Below are 19,070 nucleotides of genomic sequence, written 5' to 3'. Positions count from 1 at the left end.
GCACAGTTTACCTTGAACATTACAGAGAATCTGCCATTTATGTAATTAATATTTAAAATTGTCTTTGCTATCGGTACAGCAGGACTCCCAATGGGGATAACCACTGATCTAAGTGCAATCGGGAAAGGAGTAATTATTTTCATAATGCTTCTCGGAAAGCTAGGTCCGCTAACATTGGCTTTTTCCCTTGCAAAACGAAATCAATCTAATGTTCGCTATCCTTATGCAGATGTGTTAATCGGATAACAAGCAAATTTAGTCCCCTGCGATATTTTTTCAAGTGATGCAGATATAAACAGAATTGTAACTTGACAAATTAATAGAGATTGTTTATGATTGACTCATAAACTTAAATAGTTCTCCTAAAGGGGAGTAGCTTTTATAACAAAGTCGTCATTACGGAGTTTAAAACTCTCGGCTTTGTTAGCAACATAATGTTGTTAGCGAGACCTTTACCTATTGGTAAAGGTCTTTATATACACGTAAAAACCTTTACCACACAAGTGGTAGAGGTTTTTTTTGTTGGAAAAGCAGGCATTCACTTGATGTTATGGATTAATAGTGATTGAACACGCATGGAAAGAATGAAACGACCTTAATTAATAATTATTAACTTGGGCGAGGTGACAAAACAACATGAAAAAAGGAAAAATATCCTTATCAGAATTAATTAAAATAAACAAAGAAGAGCTTCTTAAAGATAAGGCATTAATTGAAAAGATTGAAAAACGCGTTGATGAAAAATACTTAAAACTAAATAAATGATACGGGAGGGTGTTTATTGTTACTGAGAAGATACATGTCCCTATTGGGAATAGGTTCTGCACGAATAGATCTTACTTTGCCTAAGCAAACGTATAAGGCTGGTGAATGTATTCAAGGCTATTTCATAATCAAAGGCGGTACCATCGACCAAAAAGCAAAACGATTTGACTGTGATTTGGTCATGACGGAACGATCATCGGGTTTAGAAAAAATAATTAATACAACTACCATTTTAACGTCAAAACTTATCCATTCAGAAGAAGTATATAAAATATCATTTACATTAAAAATACCAGCTACTGTCCAAGTTTCTACCGAAGAAGTATCTTACCGTTTTAAAACAAAGCTCACTTTTAAGGAAGGGGTAGCAAGCAAGGATCAGGATAGCATTCACATCATTTAGCTGGATTATCTATTAGTAAGGCAGCATGCAACAAAGGGGACATGATTTTTGTCAAAAGAAATAGAAACTTTATCGTGAAATGAAAGGATTAATGCCAAGTGGTTGAAACAATTGAGGAATTACTTGTAGAACTGAAAAAAAGTGAGGATTGGGAAAAAGATCAGAATGATTTATGGTTTTGGGAAAAACTTGGCCGTCTTCCATTCAAACTGTTGGACAGGGTCACTCCAGCATTTTTACAAAAAAAGATTGGCATCATTCTAGACGAATTAGGTCAATATGTTCAATCAGGGGGGAAATATTTAAGTTCTGTATCCTCACTGAAATCCTATTATCCCCATAAAGATGTCCATACATTGGAAGATGTAGATTGTATTTCCATAGCAGAAATGGATGAGGCAGTTAGCGGGTTTATAAATAACAGAAAGCGACTGGCAACCTTTCAAGGTGCAAGTACGGGTATTGGAGGATTTCTAACTTTATCGATTGATATCCCATTGCTTTTAGGTCTTCAATTAAAGACTTTACAGGACATTGCAATTTGCTACGGATATAATCCGAACGATAAAAAGGAAAGAGTGCATATTGTGAAGGTTTTACAGTTTGTTTCTTCAGATATTGTAGGGAAACAAGCGATATTACAACAATTATCTCTCATAGATTCTCCTGATGAAGAGGCGAAAAGAGAAGTTATTTCAGAACTCCAAGGATGGAGAGAAGTTGTAATTACATACAGGGATCAAGTCGGTTGGAAAAAGCTTTTTCAAATGATTCCAATTGTTGGGCTGATTTTCGGTGCATTTATTAATCGTTCCGCGGTTAACGACCTAGCCGAGACCGGGATGATGCTATACCGAAAGAGAAGAATTAATGAGCGTCTAGCGATGGTATCGGAGGATTTAAAAAATTAAACAACCATTGACAAAGGATCGCTTTCATTAAAAAACTTTTTCTGTACGGGTATTTCACCATTCTTAAATATATTTTAATACATCAATAATAAACTTCATCGTAGGAGGCATGAATAAATCAAATAGACTTTTCGACTAATACTAGTGATCCAAATGCTTAGCTTTTGTTTTACCCACTTGGTTTGTAAGGAATATATGGGAAAATAACCTTTCTTCAGACGGATAAACCTACAGAAACAATACTTAATTGAATCACCTTATAAGTGGAGAAAGCCTATATGGCTTTGTATGACGAATTGACATTTCTAACAAAAGAGCGTAACATATACTTCTGTTACAATTTATTAAAGCATATTCATAGTTTGTTCATAAATAACTGTTAAAATAAATACTAGATTATTGATTCGTATAATATAATCTATTTAAAAGTGAATAAATAATCTTAATTTATGTTAGAAAGTAGGTATTACAATGAATAATATATTTCAAAAAGCTCAAGGTATATTCAATAAATATATAGGCTTTTTCTTTTTGGCTGTATTCTTTCTTTGGACCAAAACATATATCGTTCAATTAACGCAGTTTGACTTAGGAATTGAAAATTCTCTTCAAAGCTTCCTATTGTTTTTAAATCCTTTAGGATCATCCTTACTATTTTTAGGCTTGGCTATCTTTTTTAAAGGACGGAAAAAGTATATTTGGTTAATTGTAATCGATTTTCTTTTATCCTTTCTTTTATATGCCAATAGTTTATATTACCGATTCTTTAATGATTTTATTACGTTACCGACTTTGACACAGACCCAAAATTTTGGAGACGTTAGCGGTAGTATAGTATCCCTATTAAAACCTTATGATTTTTTATTTTTTATTGATATCATCTTTTTAATCGCTATTCTTGCTTTCCGATTCGTAAAAATTGAGGTCAAAAACATGAATCGTCGGAAGGTAGTGGCTTTACTTTCATTGGGATTAGCTATCACAAGTGTAAATCTAGCTTTAGCAGAAACGGATCGTCCTCAATTATTAACTAGAGGATTTGACCGAAACTATATTGTGAAATATTTAGGTATGTACAATTACACTATTTATGATGCGGTTCAAAGTACGAAAGCAACTGCGCAAAGGGTTACCGCAAGTAGTGACGATATGACAGAAGTAATAAACTATACAAAATCTAACTATGCCAAACCAAATCCGGATTACTTTGCTTCGGGAAAAGGAATGAATGTTATTTATTTACATCTTGAATCCATTCAAAACTTCCTTATTGATTATAAATTGCACGGAGAAGAAGTCACACCGTTTTTAAATTCATTGACAAGCGAAGAAAATACACTTTATTTTGATAACTTCTTCCATCAAACTGCGCAAGGTAAAACAGCGGATGCTGAATTTATGTTGGAAAATTCATTATATGGATTACCGCAGGGTGCAGCATTTACAACAAAAGGATTAAACACTTACCAATCCGCTCCAGCTATCTTAGGACAGAAAGGTTATACTTCTGCAGTGTTTCATGGAAATGCGGGTAGCTTTTGGAATAGGAATGAAATTTATAAATCGCTTGGATTTAATCACTTTTTTGATTCTAGCTATTATGATATGGAATCCGAAAACATGGCTCCTTATGGCCTAAAAGACAAACCGTTTTTTGAGGAGTCAATTCCACTTTTGGAAACATTACCTCAACCATTTTACTCAAAGTTTATTACGGTATCACATCATTTTCCGTATCCGATAGATGAAGAAGATGCTACAATTGAACCACATACAACAGGTGATGGTTCTGTAGATAGGTACTTCCAAACAGCTCGTTATGCAGATGAGGCGTTGGAACAATTCTTTGCCTACTTAAAAGAATCTGGATTATATGACAATTCCATTATAATTATGTATGGAGATCATTATGGCATTTCAAAAAATCATAATAAAGCAATGGAAAAGGTTCTTGGAAAAGAAATTACACCTTTTGAGAGCTCTGGTTTACAACGAGTACCATTATTCATTCGTGTCCCAGGTATAGAAGGTGGAGTGAATCACGAATACGGTGGACAAATAGATCTACTTCCAACATTACTTCACATGGTTGGAATAGATACAAAGGAATATGTACAATTTGGAACAGATTTATTATCTGAAAATCATGATGATCTAATACCATTCCGAAATGGTGATTTTGTCAGTTCAACGATTACGTCGGCTGATGGTAAATTCTATGATTCAAGTACTGGAATGGAATTGGAAATGAATAAAATAGAAGAAGCTAAGAAATATCAGGAAGCCGTAAATTATAAGCTATCTCTTTCGGATAGAGTAGTAACAGGAGATTTATTGCGTTTTTACACTCCTGAAGGCTTTGTTCCAGTGGATCGATCACAATACAACTATAAAAAATCTCAAGATAATGAAGAATCTCAAGATGATGAATCAGTGAGAGAGTAATATAAATAGAAGGCTGCCCCTTTGTCTGGGGCAGCCTTTTTATGTGGGCACGATTTGAAACTTCAAGCAGCTCAAATACATTTATTACAAAAGTTCAAAAAGCAGATAAGAGAAGAAGGCTTTTTCAATCTTCGGGTTGGTAATAAGATATAATAAAGTCTAAAATAATGGACCAATAGATTAGTAATGAGTTACCGCAGTTAAGGGAGAAGATATTCATATGACAAATATTAATGATATAGCTAAGTTAGCTGGTGTGTCAGTTTCGACTGTGTCGAGGGTTCTAAACAACCATAAATATGTATCTGAAGAAAAAAGAGTCGCTGTTCAGAAAGTCATCGAGGAAATGAACTATACCCCTAACAAAAATGCAATCGATTTAATCAGGGGAGAGACAAGAATGATTGGCGTAATCATTCCCTATAACAATAATCAAGCATTCGATCAAATGTTACATGGTGTACTTAATAAGTCCATTGAGAAAGATTACTCCATTATTGTACTCCCTACTAAATATAAAAAAGATAAAGAGCTGGAATACCTCTCCATGTTAAAGAATAAATTACTTGACGGTATCATTATCACTTCTAAATCAAATAAATGGGAGTCAATTATACCTTTTACGAATTATGGATCGATCGTTTCTTGTGAATATACGGACCAATCTGAAATAGGTTGCTCCTATGTGGATAGATACGCCTCATACCTCGATGTCTTTCAAAATCTCAAAAATAAAGGTCATATAAAAGTAGCTTTTACTACAGCTAGGGGAATGGAGAGTATTAGTACTCAACAAACGATTGCGGCTTATAAGAAGGTATTTGGAGAACTATCATCAGCATTTCACTTATCAGATTGTTTCAGTATGGAAGACGGATATAACGCTGGAAAGAAGTTATTAAGTCTAAAAACAAGGCCAACAGCAATATATGCAAATGGGGATGAAGTTGCAGGTGGCATTTATCAGTATGCGCATTCGATCCAATTTAAAATACCGTCTGATTTAGCTATCTTGGGGCAAGAAAATCAACCGATTGGTGTAGGATTGGGACTATCTTCAGTAGATCATCAATTAATTAAGGTTGGTGAACAAGCTTTCGATCTCATTATTAATAAATCAAGAGATAAGATTAATATTCCTTATACAATTATTCATCGTTTATCAACTTAAGTATTGACCTGAAATCCATTTCATCTATTACCATATTCTTAACAGACTAATTTTATGGGGGATGAATTTTGTGTACAATACTTTTATATTTGATTTAGATGGGACAATTATCGATTCTGAGATGATTGGACTTCATGCATTACAAGCAACACTAAAGGAAAAGGGGATTAAAAAAAATTTAGATGAACTCCGTTTTTCATTGGGGATCCCGGGGCTAAGGACGTTAGAAATTTTAAATATAGCAGATATTCCGACCACGCTTGAATCATGGCTAGAAAAGGAAAAACCACTGATAAAAGAAGTTCCATTATTTGAAGGTATGATAGAAGTGGTTGCTCAACTTCCTAAAACAGGAATTGTAACATCTAAAACTGCTGAAGAGATGGATCATAGTTTTTATTTATTAAATATCGATCATCATTTTCAATCCATTGTTTGTGCAAGTGATACTGAAAAACATAAACCTCATCCTGAACCATTAGAATTAGGCTTGCGATTATTAGGATGTAAAGCAAACAAAGCTATTTATATAGGTGATTCACTATACGATATGGAATGTGCTAAATCAGCTGGTGTTGATTTTGGTCTAGCTTTATGGGGATCAAAAACAATATCGGGATTTGAAACTGCAGATTATATTTTTGAATCTCCTTATGACATATTAAAACTGATAAAAAACGGTAAGGAATGGCAAGGTTAGAAAATAGTGTAGCAATGTTTATTGGAGATAGTGAATCAGATTTAAATAGTGGTTTAAGCAAATGATTTTATAGTAGAATCCCAATGGGGTGCTTGACGTTCAACCATTGGAATTTGCAATAGAGCCCGGTTCTGTTTTTAAAAATGTAGCTGAATATAAGATTATAAAAATAAGTGTTCTCTTTAGTCATATGTTAGGAACGAGAAAAGAGCGTACGCTCATACCATATAACTTATAGAGGGTGTCAAAAGACTATTGACACCCTCTACTTGAAAAAAGCTGAAAGCGTCTTAAGCTTTACCGACAACTTTCAATCAGTCATTAAAAATTGGTTGATGGAAGCCGATGATCAAATGTCTATAAATAAACCGATCTTTTCTTCTTCTACAACGTAACTTTTCATATGTGCCATTTCCTTAAAGCAAATGGAATTCAGAATTAGGTTGCTCTGCAATAGTGAATCATATCGATTAAGCATTTCCTGAATGTTAGGAGCAACATGCATACATAAATTAATTCTTAATTCTACAGGTAAATTCAGTTCTTTTCTGTATGTCTGTATAGTTCTAATTAATTCCCTAACGAATCCTTCTTCTTTTAGTTCTTTACTTAAATTCGTTTCAAGAACAAGAAGATAGGATTCATTTTCCGCTTGAGTAAACCCTTCAATCGCCTGTTTGTGAACAACCAGATCTTCTTCTTCCAGTTTAATAGTTGGCCCATTTTTTAATGATATTTCAAGAAAACCGTCTTTAAACAGCTTTGTAATTTCTCTATTTCCTATTGTTGGAAGAAATTTTTGTACTTGACCCACCAATTTACCAAGCTTAGGGCCAGCGATAGGAAAGTTTAATTTAAGACTATACTTCAGTAGCCCAGCGGTAGCGACATCATCACTAATATTAATCTGTTTAACATTTGTTTCTTCTTGAATGATTGTTGTGTACGGTTTTAAGTTAAAAACGATCGAATGTTTTGCTGTAACATATAAATTTGCTAAAGGTTGCTTTGTTTTAATTCCTACCGTATTTCTGATTGACCTTGTCAGTTCAACGATTTGTAGAACACTGTTCATATCATTTTCCAGTTCTTTGTTAATAAGTTTGAAATCGGCTTTTGGATAATCTGATAGATGAACACTCGAACCTCTTAAGTTTAAATAAATGTCTTCTGCTATAAAGGGCGTATACGGTGCAATTAATTGTGATACTTTTATTAGTACTTCATAAAGTGTACTGAATGCTGCTCTCTTGTCCACGTCCATACCGCTATTCCAAAACCTTTGTCTAGATCTTCTTATATACCAATTACTTAGTTCTTCTAAAAAAGATGCAATGTTTTTTGCGCCTCCTGTAAAATCATAAGCATCTAGATCTTTTCTTACTTCATCTGCCACTGTATTCAATCGAGATAAAATCCAATTGTCTAAGATGGAACGAGTCCCACCAAGGTCTTCACTTGGATCAAAGTTATCAATTTTAGCATACATGGAATAAAAAGAATGCACGTTTACCAATGTGTCAATTATTTTAGATTTAGCTTGACTAACAGTCTGTTTAGAAAAACGTTTATTATTCCAAGGCGCACTATCAGCAAGTAAAGCCCAACGTAGCGCATCAGCCCCAAAGTCTTCAATAAGTTCTATTGGGTTAAGGGCGTTACCTTTACTTTTCGACATCTTTTGACCATTTTCATCTAAAATATGCCCCAAAGAAAGTACGCGTTTATATGGCGTTTCTCCGGTATATAAAGCGGAAACGGCAAGTAAACTATAAAACCAGCCACGCGTTTGATCCACACCCTCTGCAATAACATCTGCCGGGAATTGTTTCTTAAATAATGCTTTATTTTCGAATGGGTAGTGGTATTGTGCAAAAGGCATAGAACCACTATCAAACCAAACATCTATCACTTCACTAGTTCTTTTCATGTTAGAACCACAGGAACATCTAAGCTTGATCTTATCAACGAATGGCTTGTGTAACTCTATATCATCAGGCACGGTGCTTGTAGCAAGGCGTTGCAACTCATTAATGGAATGTGGAGCCTTTTCACTGCAACAAACTTCACATTGCCAAATATTTAATGGAGTACCCCAGTATCGGTTACGACCAATATTCCAATCAACCATATTATCTAGAAATTTTCCAAATCTGCCGTCTTTTATATGAGAAGGGAACCAATGGACAGACTGATTGTTTTTTTGCATACGTTCTTTTACTGCAGTTGTTTTTATAAACCATCCTGCCATTGCATAATAAAGAAGCGGACTATCACAGCGCCAGCAGTGAGGATAACTATGATCGTATTTTTGTTTTTCATATAATAAATTACTTTTCGAAAGCATTTTAATGATCTCGACATCACAGTCTTTTACAAACTTGCCTGCAAGTGGAGTTACTTCCTCTTTGTAATGCCCCTTAGAATCAACAATATTTACAAAGTCAAACCCATTATTTTTTACAGCTCGGTAGTCGTCTTCTCCATGTGCAGGTGCTATATGAACAAGCCCCGTTCCACTCGCTTCTGTTACAAAATCAGCTGAAATTACTTGATGGCCTTTATTGATTGAAACAAAATTAAAAGGTGCTTCATAGGAAATTCCCACCAATTCACTTCCTTTTAGCACACTGACAAATTCATAGTCCTTATTCATGACATTCTCGACTAGACTTTCTGCAACGATGAATGTTTCCTTGCCCTTTTTTACTTTTGCATAGTTAATATCAGCATGAACGGCAATGGCAACGTTAGCAGGAAGGGTCCATGGGGTTGTTGTCCAACCTAAAAGAAATTCATTTTCAGATCCAACAACGCGAAACTTCACAGTTGCAGATAAATCCGTTACATCTTTGTACCCTTGTGCAACCTCATGAGAACTTAGAGATGTTTCACAGCTAGGACAATAAGGAACGACACGATGTCCTTTATACAAGAACCCTTTTTCATGAATGGTTGAAAGGATATTCCAGACGGACTCAATGTAACTGTTCTCTAAAGTGATGTAAGGGTCTCCCATATCAACCCAATAACCAAGGGATTCAGTAAATTGTCTCCATTCTTTTTCATAAGCAAAGACACTTTCTTTACACTTTTCAATAAACTGCTCGACACCAAACTTTTCAATCTCATCCTTACCATGGATTTGTAATTGTTTTTCAACTCCAAGTTCTACGGGTAGACCATGTGTGTCCCATCCAGCTTTTCGAATGACTTGATAGCCTGACATTGTTTTATATCTAGCAATAAAATCCTTGATTGTTCGACCTAATGCATGACCTGCATGTGGCATTCCATTGGCAGTTGGCGGTCCTTCATAAAATACAAAGGTTTCGCCGCTATCCCTGTTTAAAATAGACTTTTGAAACGTCTCATTTTTCGCCCATTCATCTCTAATCCGTCGTTCTCTTTCAGAAGCACTTTCTTTCACTTTGGCTCACCCCTTTTAAAATAAAAAAACTCGATCCATTATTACGCAGGATCGAGTTTATATATTTAATAAACTGTTGACAAAAAGTAAAAAACCATCAGTAGTGGTTTTAACATGTCTCACTACGTACTATCATACGCGTTCTTTTTATCGGTAGAATACCGTCAAAGCCTATATGTTTTTCAGCTTTGCTTCTCGGAGAGGATTTTCATTATGTTCTTAACGTTGACTTCCAGCAAATCGTCAACTCTCTGTAGATAAGATATACATAGCTACTCTTTCTCGTCATAGAATGAATGTATTTTGTTTGATTGTTATGATACATGGCTGAATTAATAAAGTCAAGGAGGGAAAAATTAGATGTTTTTATCATTAAGGCGGTAGTGTGTTTTATGCGGTTAGCATTGATACCGGCTATAAAAGTTTGAATAAAAAATATTTCATATATCAAAAAGTCGTTTATGGCCAGATTGTTCCGTAGAAAGTCCTACTTTTATGTAACATACGTCTTTTTTTTGCCATAAATACATGACTTATGTGGTATTTGCATGATTTTGATCGAAATCTAGTAGGAAATTATATATAATGAGTAAATGTAGGATAACAGATTCATGTAAGGGAGGGGCAGAGAATGATGGAATGGGCGTTAGCCATTTTATTTGGTGTGGCAGTTTTGCTACTCATTTTGTCGTTTATTAAAACGCGACAATCATCATCGAAGATAGAGCAAGAGATGGATCAGCTTTCCTTTACTTTTATGGAGGAAGTTTATCAACTTCAACAGCAAATTCGGAACATCGAGATAGAGGCTGAAATTACAATTCAAGAAGCGGGTTTATTAGCAAGTTCTTCTGAGCACCGTCTTATGTTGCGAGAGGTACTTGACCTGTATAAGCGTGGGTACTCCATTGAAAATATTGCAGCGAAAAAACGGATGGCTAAGAACGAGCTAGAAAACTTGATTGCTCCTTACTCAAAAACAAAGATCGAAAGGAGCAAAGTTGCCAATGACATCTAAATCAATGCGCAGCTTTGCCGTAGGATTATTGGTCGCGGCAGGTGTGTGTGGTGCAGTATACTTTTTTGGTCCTAGTGAAGCGACAAGCACACAGACCGTTGAAAAACCAACGGAAGATGAGATGAAGAGCTTACTAACTTCTAAAGGCTATGTTATCCACACAGAAGATGAGTGGCGTGATAAGGTAGCTGCAGCTGAAGCAGAAAAAGAAAAAGATGATACAGAGGAAGTTGTAAAAGAAACAATTATTTACCGTACGATGTTGACCGTGTCTTCAGGTATGACAAGTATCGATGTAGGTGAGGCTCTTGAGCGGGCGAAGATTATTGATAAAAAAATGAAGTTTTACAATGAAGTTGAAAAACGTGGTTTGTCTACAGATTTACGTCCAGGTACATACGAAGTAGATAGTGAGATGACGTTAGACGATATTATATCTACGGTTTTCAAGTAAACTCGTTTCAGTAAACTGAAACTCGGGGAATGAAAGATCAAAATATTTTTATTCAATAAACTTTTAATGAAATAAGATAAAAACGATCAAAGGATTAGGACTTATCCTCTGATCGTTTTTGCGTTCTATTTAATATTCAATTTCATCGAAATCCTTAGGTTGGGGTGTGGGACGCATCTCTTTTAATTTTGGATTTGTTGCCATTTCCTCTGAAACTTCTTGAAATGCTTTTCCCTGATCAAAAGGCTTGTTTGGTGAAGAATCAGGTTTTTTTTCTTTATTTTTGTCCATTCTTTTTCCCTCCATCTTCCTCTAAATACACGGATGCTATATATTCATGAAGTTTATCTTCTTCATAATCATTTAATTCCCTCATAGGAATAACTGTCTGTTGGTTTGGGATATTACCACGAACTTCCGCCACTAACATATCATTCAGATAAACATTAAATGTTGGCTCTTTAAAGTGAGCACCATTTATCCGTCTTTTAGAAAAAGTTTGTTTCTGTTCTAACATGCATACACCTCTATTCAATCGTTCATTTTAATATACCCATTTAAAAAGTTAATATCACTTTTTGTTTGTTATTAGCTATATCTGCTGAATTAATAAAAATTTAATAATTCATAAGAAGGTTTTTAGAAGTGCCCGTATTTTTAACGTCATATTACCTAAAAAAAATGTGGGAATCTAAGATTGAGGAATTTTGTGAATTATAAGTAATCACTGTTATAATAAAATCACCGTGACAATGTAAATAGTATCAAAAGTTTCGAAAAGGAAGGTGTAAAGAGTGAGATTAGAGAAACCATATACGGATTCCGTCCGATTTTACTATCCTGAGGTGCCCTTAGATAATGTAGAGTGGCTCAGTTCCGGACAAAGAAACAATATATTCTATTAGACTCTGAGCTTATCTTCCGCTTTCCTAAATATGAGGATGGCATCAAACAGTTAGAGCACGAGGTTATATTCTTGAGAAAAGTTGTTGATCATGTCTCAATAGAAGTACCAAAGCCAATCTATCTGAACATTAACCCTGACAGGACTGAACGTGCATTTATTGGTTATAAAAAAATTGCGGGTGCACCATTCGAAAGGGAAATTATGGAGACTGTGAAGGATGAATGTCATCTGCATCACTTAGCAGGTCAATTGGGATCTTTTCTAGAAGAGTTACATTCCATATCGACGAATGAACTTGTAGTGAATGATCAAGGTTATCTTCATTGGCTCGATATGTATGAACGAATCAAAATGAAACTTTATCCTTTTATGAATCCAGAAGCCCGGCTATGGATTCATAAGCATTTCTCAAATTATTTTGGAGAGAAAAGGAATTTTGAGTTCATTCCGACGCTTATTCATGGTGATTTCGGCACCTCAAATATATTATATGATTCAATAGAAAAGAAGATAAGTGGTATTATAGATTTCGGTTCGGCTGGAATTGGTGATCCTGCTGTTGATTACGCGGCTTTATATGCTTCCTATGGCGAACGCTTTTTTCGATATCTGGTTGATCAGTATCTAGATATCAAAGCTAGTATGGAACAAATAAACTTCTACATCGTACATTCGCCTTGCAAGAAGCATTATTTGGATTGGAAAACAATGATACGCTTTTCAGGCTGGTATTAATGATTTTCGATTATATGAAAAGAGCGATTGCGGCGGTGTATTGTTGGTTAATGAAGCAACAAATCCAAGAAGGAGCGATATAGATGGCTGAACCACAAAGCTGGATCAATTGTGATGAGGATATAAAGTTGTTTGTTGCCAAATTGATAGAACGATTGAAAAGCGAACTTAGATATGAGTTAGTAGGAATATACCTGCATGGTTCATTAGCGATGGGGAGTTATTACCGTCCAAAAAGTGATATGGATATGATAGTGGTTATTGAAGGGAATGTAAAGGGCGATATTGCTAAAACAGTTGGGATCGCTATTGCTAATGAGTCTACTAATAGACCCACATTAGGTAATGTCGAATTGAGTGTTATAACCGCCAAAGTAGCAAAACAAATACCGATACCAACACCTTTTGAATTTCATTATAGTTCGGACTGGCACGAAAAAATATTAAATAATGAGGTAGACTATAGCGAAGAGAGAATAGACGGCGATTTAGCCACTCACTTAACATATGTCATACAGCGCGGCGTTTGTTTATATGGAAAACCAATATCAGAAGTTTTTGGTCAAGTGAAATGGGAATATTTTATGAATTCAGTATTGGAAGATCTTGATTGGATCCTTGAAAATAAACATATTTTGGAGACACCATTTTATGGTGTGCTGAACATTTGCCGTGTACTCCAACTGCTAAGTGAGGAAAGCAAGACTGTTCACAGCAAGGATGAAGGTGGGGAATGGGGTCTCGAACATTTACCTGATGAGTTTCATCCACTTATCCAACAAGTACTTGATGTTTATCGTTCTTCCGAGAAAGTAAATGAAAACCAAAGAAAAACAGGAGGACAGGAATGGGATCAAACCAAACTGTTGGCTTTAAGGGACTATGTTCGTAAGATTTTACGAACTAGATAAACGAGGTTTGTCTCGTTTTTCAGATGATCAAATTAGTCCTTGAAGTCCACGGTTCTATATAATCTACAACCAACATCCTCACATTCAATCGTAATCCTGATTATAACTCTATATGTTGCAATCTAAGGAATGAATGGATAATTATTTTTCATTTTTTTATATTCATTATAATAAAACGAGAACATGCATGATTATTCAAATTTGAGGTGATTTTTTGATCATATGGATAAATGGAACATTTGGCTCCGGTAAAACGACCATGGCCTATGAATTGCAAAGAAGGATAAAAGGATCATTTGTTTATGATCCGGAAAGATTTGGATATGCATTAATGGCGAGCATACCGAAAAATATATCGAAGGATGATTTTCAAGATTATCCATTATGGCGTGAAGCAAACCATGCGTGCTTAAAACAAGTAGCTACGGAATATAAAGGTATCATTATTGTACCTATGACGCTTACGAATGAATTATATTTTCAAGAAATTATTGGAAAATTAAGAGAAGATGGAGTCATCGTATACCATTTTACATTAGCAGCTTCCAAATCAACGATCGAAAAACGTCTTAGTAAAAGATTCGAAGGTAAAAATTCATGGGCCTATAAACAAATAGAAGGACGACTCCATAGTTTATCAAAGGATGTTTTCAGAGAACATCTTGAAACAGACTCCATGTCGATTGAGGAAGTAGTAGAAAGCATTGCTAGATTATCTGGAGTGGAGTTACTATCTGATCAGCGAACAAGGTTTAGAAAAAGGATCGACAGGCTTTCTATTAAATTAAAAGAGATCGGTTTGGTAAAACAGATAAAACGTTAAATAGGAATAAAAGGTAGGAGGGAATATGAGAATGAGAACGGAAAAAGAAATGATGGATCTAATTATATATACAGCTAAAGAAGATAAGCGAATTCGGGCAGTCATTATGAATGGCTCTCGTACCAACCCAAATGCGAGGAAAGATTGTTTCCAAGATTATGATATTGTGTATGTTGTCACAGATATACAATCATTCACATCAGATCATAATTGGGTGGAACAATTTGGTGAAATGATGATTATGCAAATGCCTGAAGAGATGATTCTTCCTCCAGCAGATGGTGATGGAAGTTTTGCCTATTTGATGCAATTCACCGATGGCAATCGAATTGATCTCACTTTAGTCCCTGTAGAAGTAGCCGATAACTTGATTAGCCGGGACAGCTTAAGCATCCTTCTGCTCGATAAAGATAAAATAATCAAGCCTTTTCCCTCCGCAAATGATGCAGATTATCATATTAAGCGGCCGACTGCAAAGCAATTTGCGGATTGCTGCAATGAGTTTTGGTGGGTAAGCACATATGTCGCAAAAGGACTTTGGAGAGAAGAGTTATCATATGCAAAGGAAACACTTGAAATACCTGTTAGAAACATGCTCAAAAGAATGCTTGAATGGCATATTGGATTACATACCGATTTCACAATCAGTGCAGGAAAAAGCGGGAAGTATTTTGAGAAATACCTTGACAAATATACCTGGAATGAGTGGAAGAAAACATATCCCGATGCTGAATACGAACATATTTGGCAATCGCTTTTTACGATGTGCGACTTGTTTAGACGTGTTGCGGTGCCTATTGCAGATCAATTGGATTATGAATATCCGCAAGGAAACGATACAAGGGTGACATCGCATTTAAAACATGTAAGATCATTACCGAAAAACGCAAAAGAAATGTATTAGCAAGTGGACGAAATAAAATCAAAAGTATTCATTTGTTTATTTTTAGACAGATTGTGGAATTATATATCTAGGACTTAAATTTAGGAGGTATATGATGAAACGATACTTTTTACTTATAGGGCTACTTGTACTTTCTTTGGCTTTAGTAGCTTGTGGACAAAATAATGACGGAGGAAATGCCAATCAAAATAATGATGATGTAACAAACTCCACTAATGACAAGAATGATAATAACACCACGGGACAACCGGACAGTGGGACTACAAACAATGATACAGCAGCAGATACTACATCCCTAGATGATATGAAGAAAAAAATGGATGAACTCGAATATACTAAATTTGGATTAGATATTGATTATGGTAATAAAGATTATGATGCGGAAATAGAACTAGATAACAATCGTGTTGAAGCGGAATTAGAAGATGATCTAAATGGGGTGGATATGAATGGAGAAGAAGCATTTAATAAAATCTATCCGAACGTTAAAAAGCTAACGATTAATCAAAATACAAAAAAAGAGGATGCTATTACAGAAATTATCAATGCATTTGATTTATCTACAGATTATACAAAGTTAGAAGTAGAAATCAAGTTTAAAGATGGTACAAAGATTGAATATGAAGATAGAAAATAAGGATTGCAGGATATAAAGAAGGTGGCGGTGAGAGGCTCAAAATGTAATGGGAGCCTTTCACCGCCTTTTAATTATTAACAATATTTCTATTTTAACAAAGCAATTACTCTCCCTTTCATATAATCATAACTAGGATGGTCATCCTTTTTTGCGTAAAACCGGAGACCATCTATTCCTTTAAATAAAAGGTGGCAACGTAATCTGTCTTCAAAGTGAGGGATGTCTATGCCGTTTATTTTCCATAAATTTCGTACCCGATTTGGAAATTCTAGATGTGGAGACCAAAAGTGTAATCCAGCTAGATCTAACATAAAATCACCATGCATAGCCATCTCCCAATCAACAATACCTGTAACATGACTCCCATCTGAAAGCATATTACCTAAATGGAAATCACCATGAACCAAATGTGGGTTGGAAGGGGAATAGTTTGCTAATTCCAGCATGGTTGCGAATCCAGCTTGAAATAAATCTTCCTCCAAAAAACTTTCTTTATATAATCTTGTCCAATTATTATGGAATCCTTCTTCGTTCTCATCAAAAAAGTGAGATAATGTTGCTTTCCAACTAATTTGAGCAGTGCTACCAGAAGGTGAAATTGTTCCAAAACCTTTGCTAGGATCAATATGAAGTTGACTCATATAGGTAAAATGGCTAGCAAGATTATTTAAAATACCTTCAATATTATAATCCTCTACAAGTAAACTTATCGGTTTGCCACTAGCTTTTTCACTTATGGCATAATACATATTATTATGTAATTGACCAATTTTAATAACTCTGGGGATAGGGAGTGATTGGGAAGAATACATATCATATATGAATCTGGCTTTATCAAAGCTCCATCTGTCATTTTTAAAATGCACAACAAATTCATTGTTATTTTGTACAAAACTAAATACTCTGCTAAGCTCTCCCATATCTATGGATACGACATTCGAAACTGATCCATTCATAAGATCATTTAATACCTTAGTCGCTTCCGTTATTTCCATATCTAACTTGAATGACTGCATTATTCCACTTCCTTTTAAAATATTTATTGAGATGACAATGCTTTTTTTGTTATATTCATACAGCGTTCTGTTAGCCATGAAGCTCCACCGAAACTTAGCTGCAATAAATTCTGTAATAATAAACTAGATCGTATGACTTAACGTGAAAAGATTATCACACGTCGTTTTAATGTTAGTACCTTACTTATTCTATAAAAGAATATTTTTCCCTTTCTGTTTGTTTGTATAAAGGCTATTTATGATTAAATTATTTAAAACTTTAAGGGATGTGAGTGGCATTGACTAAAATAAAAATAACTTTAATGCTTTTAATAGTAGTTCTTGCAGCATGTAGTCTTCAAAAATCCCCCCCTGTAAAAGAATTAAACTCAAGAAGAATCGACATCCAGCCTAAGGAAATGCAGCCATCTTTGCAACGAACGTTCCTTACTGAAATGATAGATAAAGCGGAAAAGGGAATGGTCAGTGGATCACAGTTTAGTGCATTGGATAGCACGATTAGTGAGGTGAAAGCTCAATGGGGGAGGCCGGGAAGTGTGAGTCTGGCGGGTTCAGGTTATTATGCAGTTTTTAATAAAAAGCAAGTTACATTTGGTTATAATAAATATGGGGAAATATTTGATGTTCGCTCATATGTAAAAGATCAAGAAATCACAGTTAATGAAATAGAATCATCGTTTGGGAAACCTGATCTGGAAAGAGGTAATAATGAGGAAAGGATTTTTGTTTACAACATCAATCCTCAGATTGAATTAAAAGTCGTTATTTCCAATGAGAAAAATAGTGTGGATCATATTTCTATTTTTAACCCAAACAGAGTGATATCTGAAATGAATTATACGCTTCCTATTAATGGTAATTCTAATAAGCTAACTAAGCAATCTTGGAATAGTATGTTAGATTGGCGTAAACAAATTGTTGAATTTTCTAAGACTCAGGAAAATGTATTCATCCATGGAACGAATCAGAAAATGGTTGCACTCACATTTGACGATGGACCTGATAATACAGTTACTCCGGCGATAATCGATATTTTAGAAAAGTATGATGTGAACGGTAATTTCTTTTTCATAGGAAGTAATGTGAAGCTTTATCCCGAAGTTGTAAAAAGTGCATATGAAAAAGGTAATCTAGTCTTAAATCATAGTAATAACCATGTGGAATTAACGAAGTTAAGTATAGAGGGAATACAAATGGAAATAGATGGAGCGGAAGAAGCGATTCAATCTATTATTGGAAAGAGACCAGCGATTATCCGTACACCATACGGAGACACGAACGAACAAGTAGCAGCGGTTTCCAAAGAAAAAGGATATTCTATTGTTTTATGGTCTATTGATACACTAGATTGGTCGCAAAAAGAGGTTAGTAATATTACAAAAAATATTGTGGACAATGTGAGAAATGGCGATATAATTTTAATGCATTCTGCAACTGAACATAGCGAAACAGCCAAGGCATTACCGCTTATCATTGAGACTTTGCAGAAAAATAATTACCAAATTGTTGATTTAGAAACCTTATTGGATATTCCTGCTTATCAATGAATAGCCACTCAGAAAATTTATGAGCGACTCACGGTATTTATGAGCGACTCACAGTATTTATGAGCGACTCACGGTATTTATGAGCGACTCATGGTATTTATGAGCGACTCACGGTATTTATGAGCGACTCATGGTATTTATGAGCGACTCACGGTATTTATGAGCTACTCATGGTATTTATGAGCGACTCACGGTATTTATGAGCTACTCATGGTATTTATGAGCGACTCGAGGAATTTACGAGCCACTCAGGAAATTTACGAGCGACTCATGGAATATACGCCTCACTCACT

General features: G+C 35.0%; 19 protein-coding genes. 15 read left to right on the top strand and 4 right to left on the bottom strand.

Annotated elements, in window-relative coordinates; translation table 11 throughout:
* Positions 1-90 precede the first annotated feature (90 nt).
* The 7 genes from MHB53_RS10630 to MHB53_RS10600 all read left to right on the top strand — a co-directional run bounded on the left by MHB53_RS10630 (position 91) and on the right by MHB53_RS10600 (position 6,395).
* Positions 91-246, top strand: coding sequence for a hypothetical protein (locus tag MHB53_RS10630; RefSeq protein ID WP_340917948.1), 156 nt, complete (start codon positions 91-93; stop codon positions 244-246).
* Positions 247-636: 390 nt separating this feature from the next.
* Positions 637-765: an FbpB family small basic protein gene (locus tag MHB53_RS10625; RefSeq protein WP_340917946.1), complete on the top strand. Its 129-nt coding sequence runs from the start codon at positions 637-639 to the stop codon at positions 763-765.
* A 16-nt stretch (positions 766-781) separates the two neighbouring features.
* Positions 782-1,168, top strand: coding sequence for a sporulation protein (locus MHB53_RS10620; RefSeq protein ID WP_340917944.1), 387 nt, complete (start codon positions 782-784; stop codon positions 1,166-1,168).
* 98 nt (positions 1,169-1,266) lie between these two features.
* Positions 1,267-2,079, top strand: a complete 813-nt coding sequence (locus MHB53_RS10615; RefSeq protein WP_340917942.1) for an EcsC family protein — start codon at positions 1,267-1,269, stop codon at positions 2,077-2,079.
* 471 nt (positions 2,080-2,550) lie between these two features.
* On the top strand, positions 2,551-4,524 hold the full coding sequence (locus tag MHB53_RS10610; protein WP_340917941.1) for an LTA synthase family protein: 1,974 nt from the start codon (positions 2,551-2,553) through the stop codon (positions 4,522-4,524).
* A 220-nt stretch (positions 4,525-4,744) separates the two neighbouring features.
* Positions 4,745-5,695: a LacI family DNA-binding transcriptional regulator gene (locus tag MHB53_RS10605; RefSeq protein ID WP_340917939.1), complete on the top strand. Its 951-nt coding sequence runs from the start codon at positions 4,745-4,747 to the stop codon at positions 5,693-5,695.
* A gap of 70 nt (positions 5,696-5,765) precedes the next feature.
* Positions 5,766-6,395 carry an HAD family hydrolase gene (locus MHB53_RS10600; RefSeq protein WP_340917938.1) on the top strand — a complete coding sequence of 210 codons (630 nt, stop codon included), beginning with the start codon at positions 5,766-5,768 and terminating at the stop codon, positions 6,393-6,395.
* A 349-nt stretch (positions 6,396-6,744) separates the two neighbouring features.
* On the opposite strand, the gene ileS is transcribed toward MHB53_RS10600, so the two are convergent.
* Positions 6,745-9,825: an isoleucine--tRNA ligase gene (gene ileS, locus MHB53_RS10595; protein ID WP_340917936.1), complete on the bottom strand. Its 3,081-nt coding sequence runs from the start codon at positions 9,823-9,825 to the stop codon at positions 6,745-6,747.
* Positions 9,826-10,456: 631 nt separating this feature from the next.
* Here ileS and MHB53_RS10590 point away from each other — a divergent pair.
* Together MHB53_RS10590 and MHB53_RS10585 are read left to right on the top strand one after the other, a co-directional pair.
* A complete protein-coding gene (locus MHB53_RS10590; RefSeq protein WP_340917934.1) occupies positions 10,457-10,843 on the top strand; it encodes a hypothetical protein in 387 nt (128 codons plus the stop codon).
* Positions 10,833-11,297: a hypothetical protein gene (locus MHB53_RS10585; protein ID WP_340917933.1), complete on the top strand. Its 465-nt coding sequence runs from the start codon at positions 10,833-10,835 to the stop codon at positions 11,295-11,297. The genes MHB53_RS10590 and MHB53_RS10585 overlap by 11 nt, the downstream gene beginning before the upstream one ends.
* Before the next feature lie 129 nt (positions 11,298-11,426).
* Here the strand turns inward: MHB53_RS10585 and MHB53_RS10580 are convergent, their stop codons facing one another.
* Positions 11,427-11,588 carry a hypothetical protein gene (locus MHB53_RS10580; RefSeq protein WP_340917932.1) on the bottom strand — a complete coding sequence of 54 codons (162 nt, stop codon included), beginning with the start codon at positions 11,586-11,588 and terminating at the stop codon, positions 11,427-11,429.
* Positions 11,575-11,814, bottom strand: coding sequence for a hypothetical protein (locus MHB53_RS10575; protein ID WP_340917930.1), 240 nt, complete (start codon positions 11,812-11,814; stop codon positions 11,575-11,577). The genes MHB53_RS10580 and MHB53_RS10575 overlap by 14 nt, the downstream gene beginning before the upstream one ends.
* 348 nt (positions 11,815-12,162) lie before the next feature.
* On the opposite strand from MHB53_RS10575, the gene MHB53_RS10570 reads away from it, so the two are divergent.
* The 5 genes from MHB53_RS10570 (at position 12,163) to MHB53_RS10550 (ending at position 16,214) form a co-directional block, all read left to right on the top strand.
* Positions 12,163-12,939: a phosphotransferase family protein gene (locus tag MHB53_RS10570; protein WP_340917928.1), complete on the top strand. Its 777-nt coding sequence runs from the start codon at positions 12,163-12,165 to the stop codon at positions 12,937-12,939.
* 83 nt (positions 12,940-13,022) lie between these two features.
* On the top strand, positions 13,023-13,850 hold the full coding sequence (locus tag MHB53_RS10565; RefSeq protein WP_340917926.1) for an aminoglycoside adenylyltransferase domain-containing protein: 828 nt from the start codon (positions 13,023-13,025) through the stop codon (positions 13,848-13,850).
* A gap of 214 nt (positions 13,851-14,064) precedes the next feature.
* A complete protein-coding gene (locus tag MHB53_RS10560) occupies positions 14,065-14,673 on the top strand; it encodes an AAA family ATPase (protein ID WP_340917925.1) in 609 nt (202 codons plus the stop codon).
* A gap of 31 nt (positions 14,674-14,704) precedes the next feature.
* Positions 14,705-15,577, top strand: coding sequence for an aminoglycoside 6-adenylyltransferase (locus MHB53_RS10555; protein WP_340917922.1), 873 nt, complete (start codon positions 14,705-14,707; stop codon positions 15,575-15,577).
* 94 nt (positions 15,578-15,671) lie between these two features.
* Positions 15,672-16,214, top strand: coding sequence for a YusW family protein (locus MHB53_RS10550; RefSeq protein WP_340917920.1), 543 nt, complete (start codon positions 15,672-15,674; stop codon positions 16,212-16,214).
* 86 nt (positions 16,215-16,300) lie between these two features.
* Here the strand turns inward: MHB53_RS10550 and MHB53_RS10545 are convergent, their stop codons facing one another.
* Positions 16,301-17,308 carry an aminoglycoside phosphotransferase family protein gene (locus MHB53_RS10545; RefSeq protein WP_340917918.1) on the bottom strand — a complete coding sequence of 336 codons (1,008 nt, stop codon included), beginning with the start codon at positions 17,306-17,308 and terminating at the stop codon, positions 16,301-16,303.
* A 200-nt stretch (positions 17,309-17,508) separates the two neighbouring features.
* Between MHB53_RS10545 and MHB53_RS10540 the strand changes: the two genes are divergently transcribed.
* Positions 17,509-18,777, top strand: a complete 1,269-nt coding sequence (locus MHB53_RS10540) for a polysaccharide deacetylase family protein (protein WP_340917916.1) — start codon at positions 17,509-17,511, stop codon at positions 18,775-18,777.
* The last annotated feature ends 293 nt before the right edge of the window (positions 18,778-19,070 follow it).

The organism is Bacillus sp. FSL K6-3431 (assembly GCF_038002605.1).
GTDB lineage: Bacteria > Bacillota > Bacilli > Bacillales > Bacillaceae_C > Lederbergia.
Note: the sequence above shows the minus strand (reverse complement) of the source record. Positions and strands in the feature narration are given on the sequence as shown.

Bases quoted from the DNA above. Each gene is read 5' to 3' on its own strand.
- MHB53_RS10630 (WP_340917948.1), top strand. From the start codon at position 91: ATGGGGATAACCACTGATCTAAGTGCAATCGGGAAAGGAGTAATTATT.
- MHB53_RS10625 (WP_340917946.1), top strand. From the start codon at position 637: ATGAAAAAAGGAAAAATATCCTTATCAGAATTAATTAAAATAAACAAA.
- MHB53_RS10610 (WP_340917941.1), top strand. From the start codon at position 2,551: ATGAATAATATATTTCAAAAAGCTCAAGGTATATTCAATAAATATATA.
- MHB53_RS10605 (WP_340917939.1), top strand. From the start codon at position 4,745: ATGACAAATATTAATGATATAGCTAAGTTAGCTGGTGTGTCAGTTTCG.
- MHB53_RS10590 (WP_340917934.1), top strand. From the start codon at position 10,457: ATGATGGAATGGGCGTTAGCCATTTTATTTGGTGTGGCAGTTTTGCTA.
- MHB53_RS10585 (WP_340917933.1), top strand. From the start codon at position 10,833: ATGACATCTAAATCAATGCGCAGCTTTGCCGTAGGATTATTGGTCGCG.
- MHB53_RS10580 (WP_340917932.1), bottom strand. From the start codon at position 11,588: ATGGACAAAAATAAAGAAAAAAAACCTGATTCTTCACCAAACAAGCCT.
- MHB53_RS10575 (WP_340917930.1), bottom strand. From the start codon at position 11,814: ATGTTAGAACAGAAACAAACTTTTTCTAAAAGACGGATAAATGGTGCT.
- MHB53_RS10565 (WP_340917926.1), top strand. From the start codon at position 13,023: ATGGCTGAACCACAAAGCTGGATCAATTGTGATGAGGATATAAAGTTG.
- MHB53_RS10555 (WP_340917922.1), top strand. From the start codon at position 14,705: ATGAGAACGGAAAAAGAAATGATGGATCTAATTATATATACAGCTAAA.
- MHB53_RS10550 (WP_340917920.1), top strand. From the start codon at position 15,672: ATGAAACGATACTTTTTACTTATAGGGCTACTTGTACTTTCTTTGGCT.
- MHB53_RS10545 (WP_340917918.1), bottom strand. From the start codon at position 17,308: ATGGCTAACAGAACGCTGTATGAATATAACAAAAAAAGCATTGTCATC.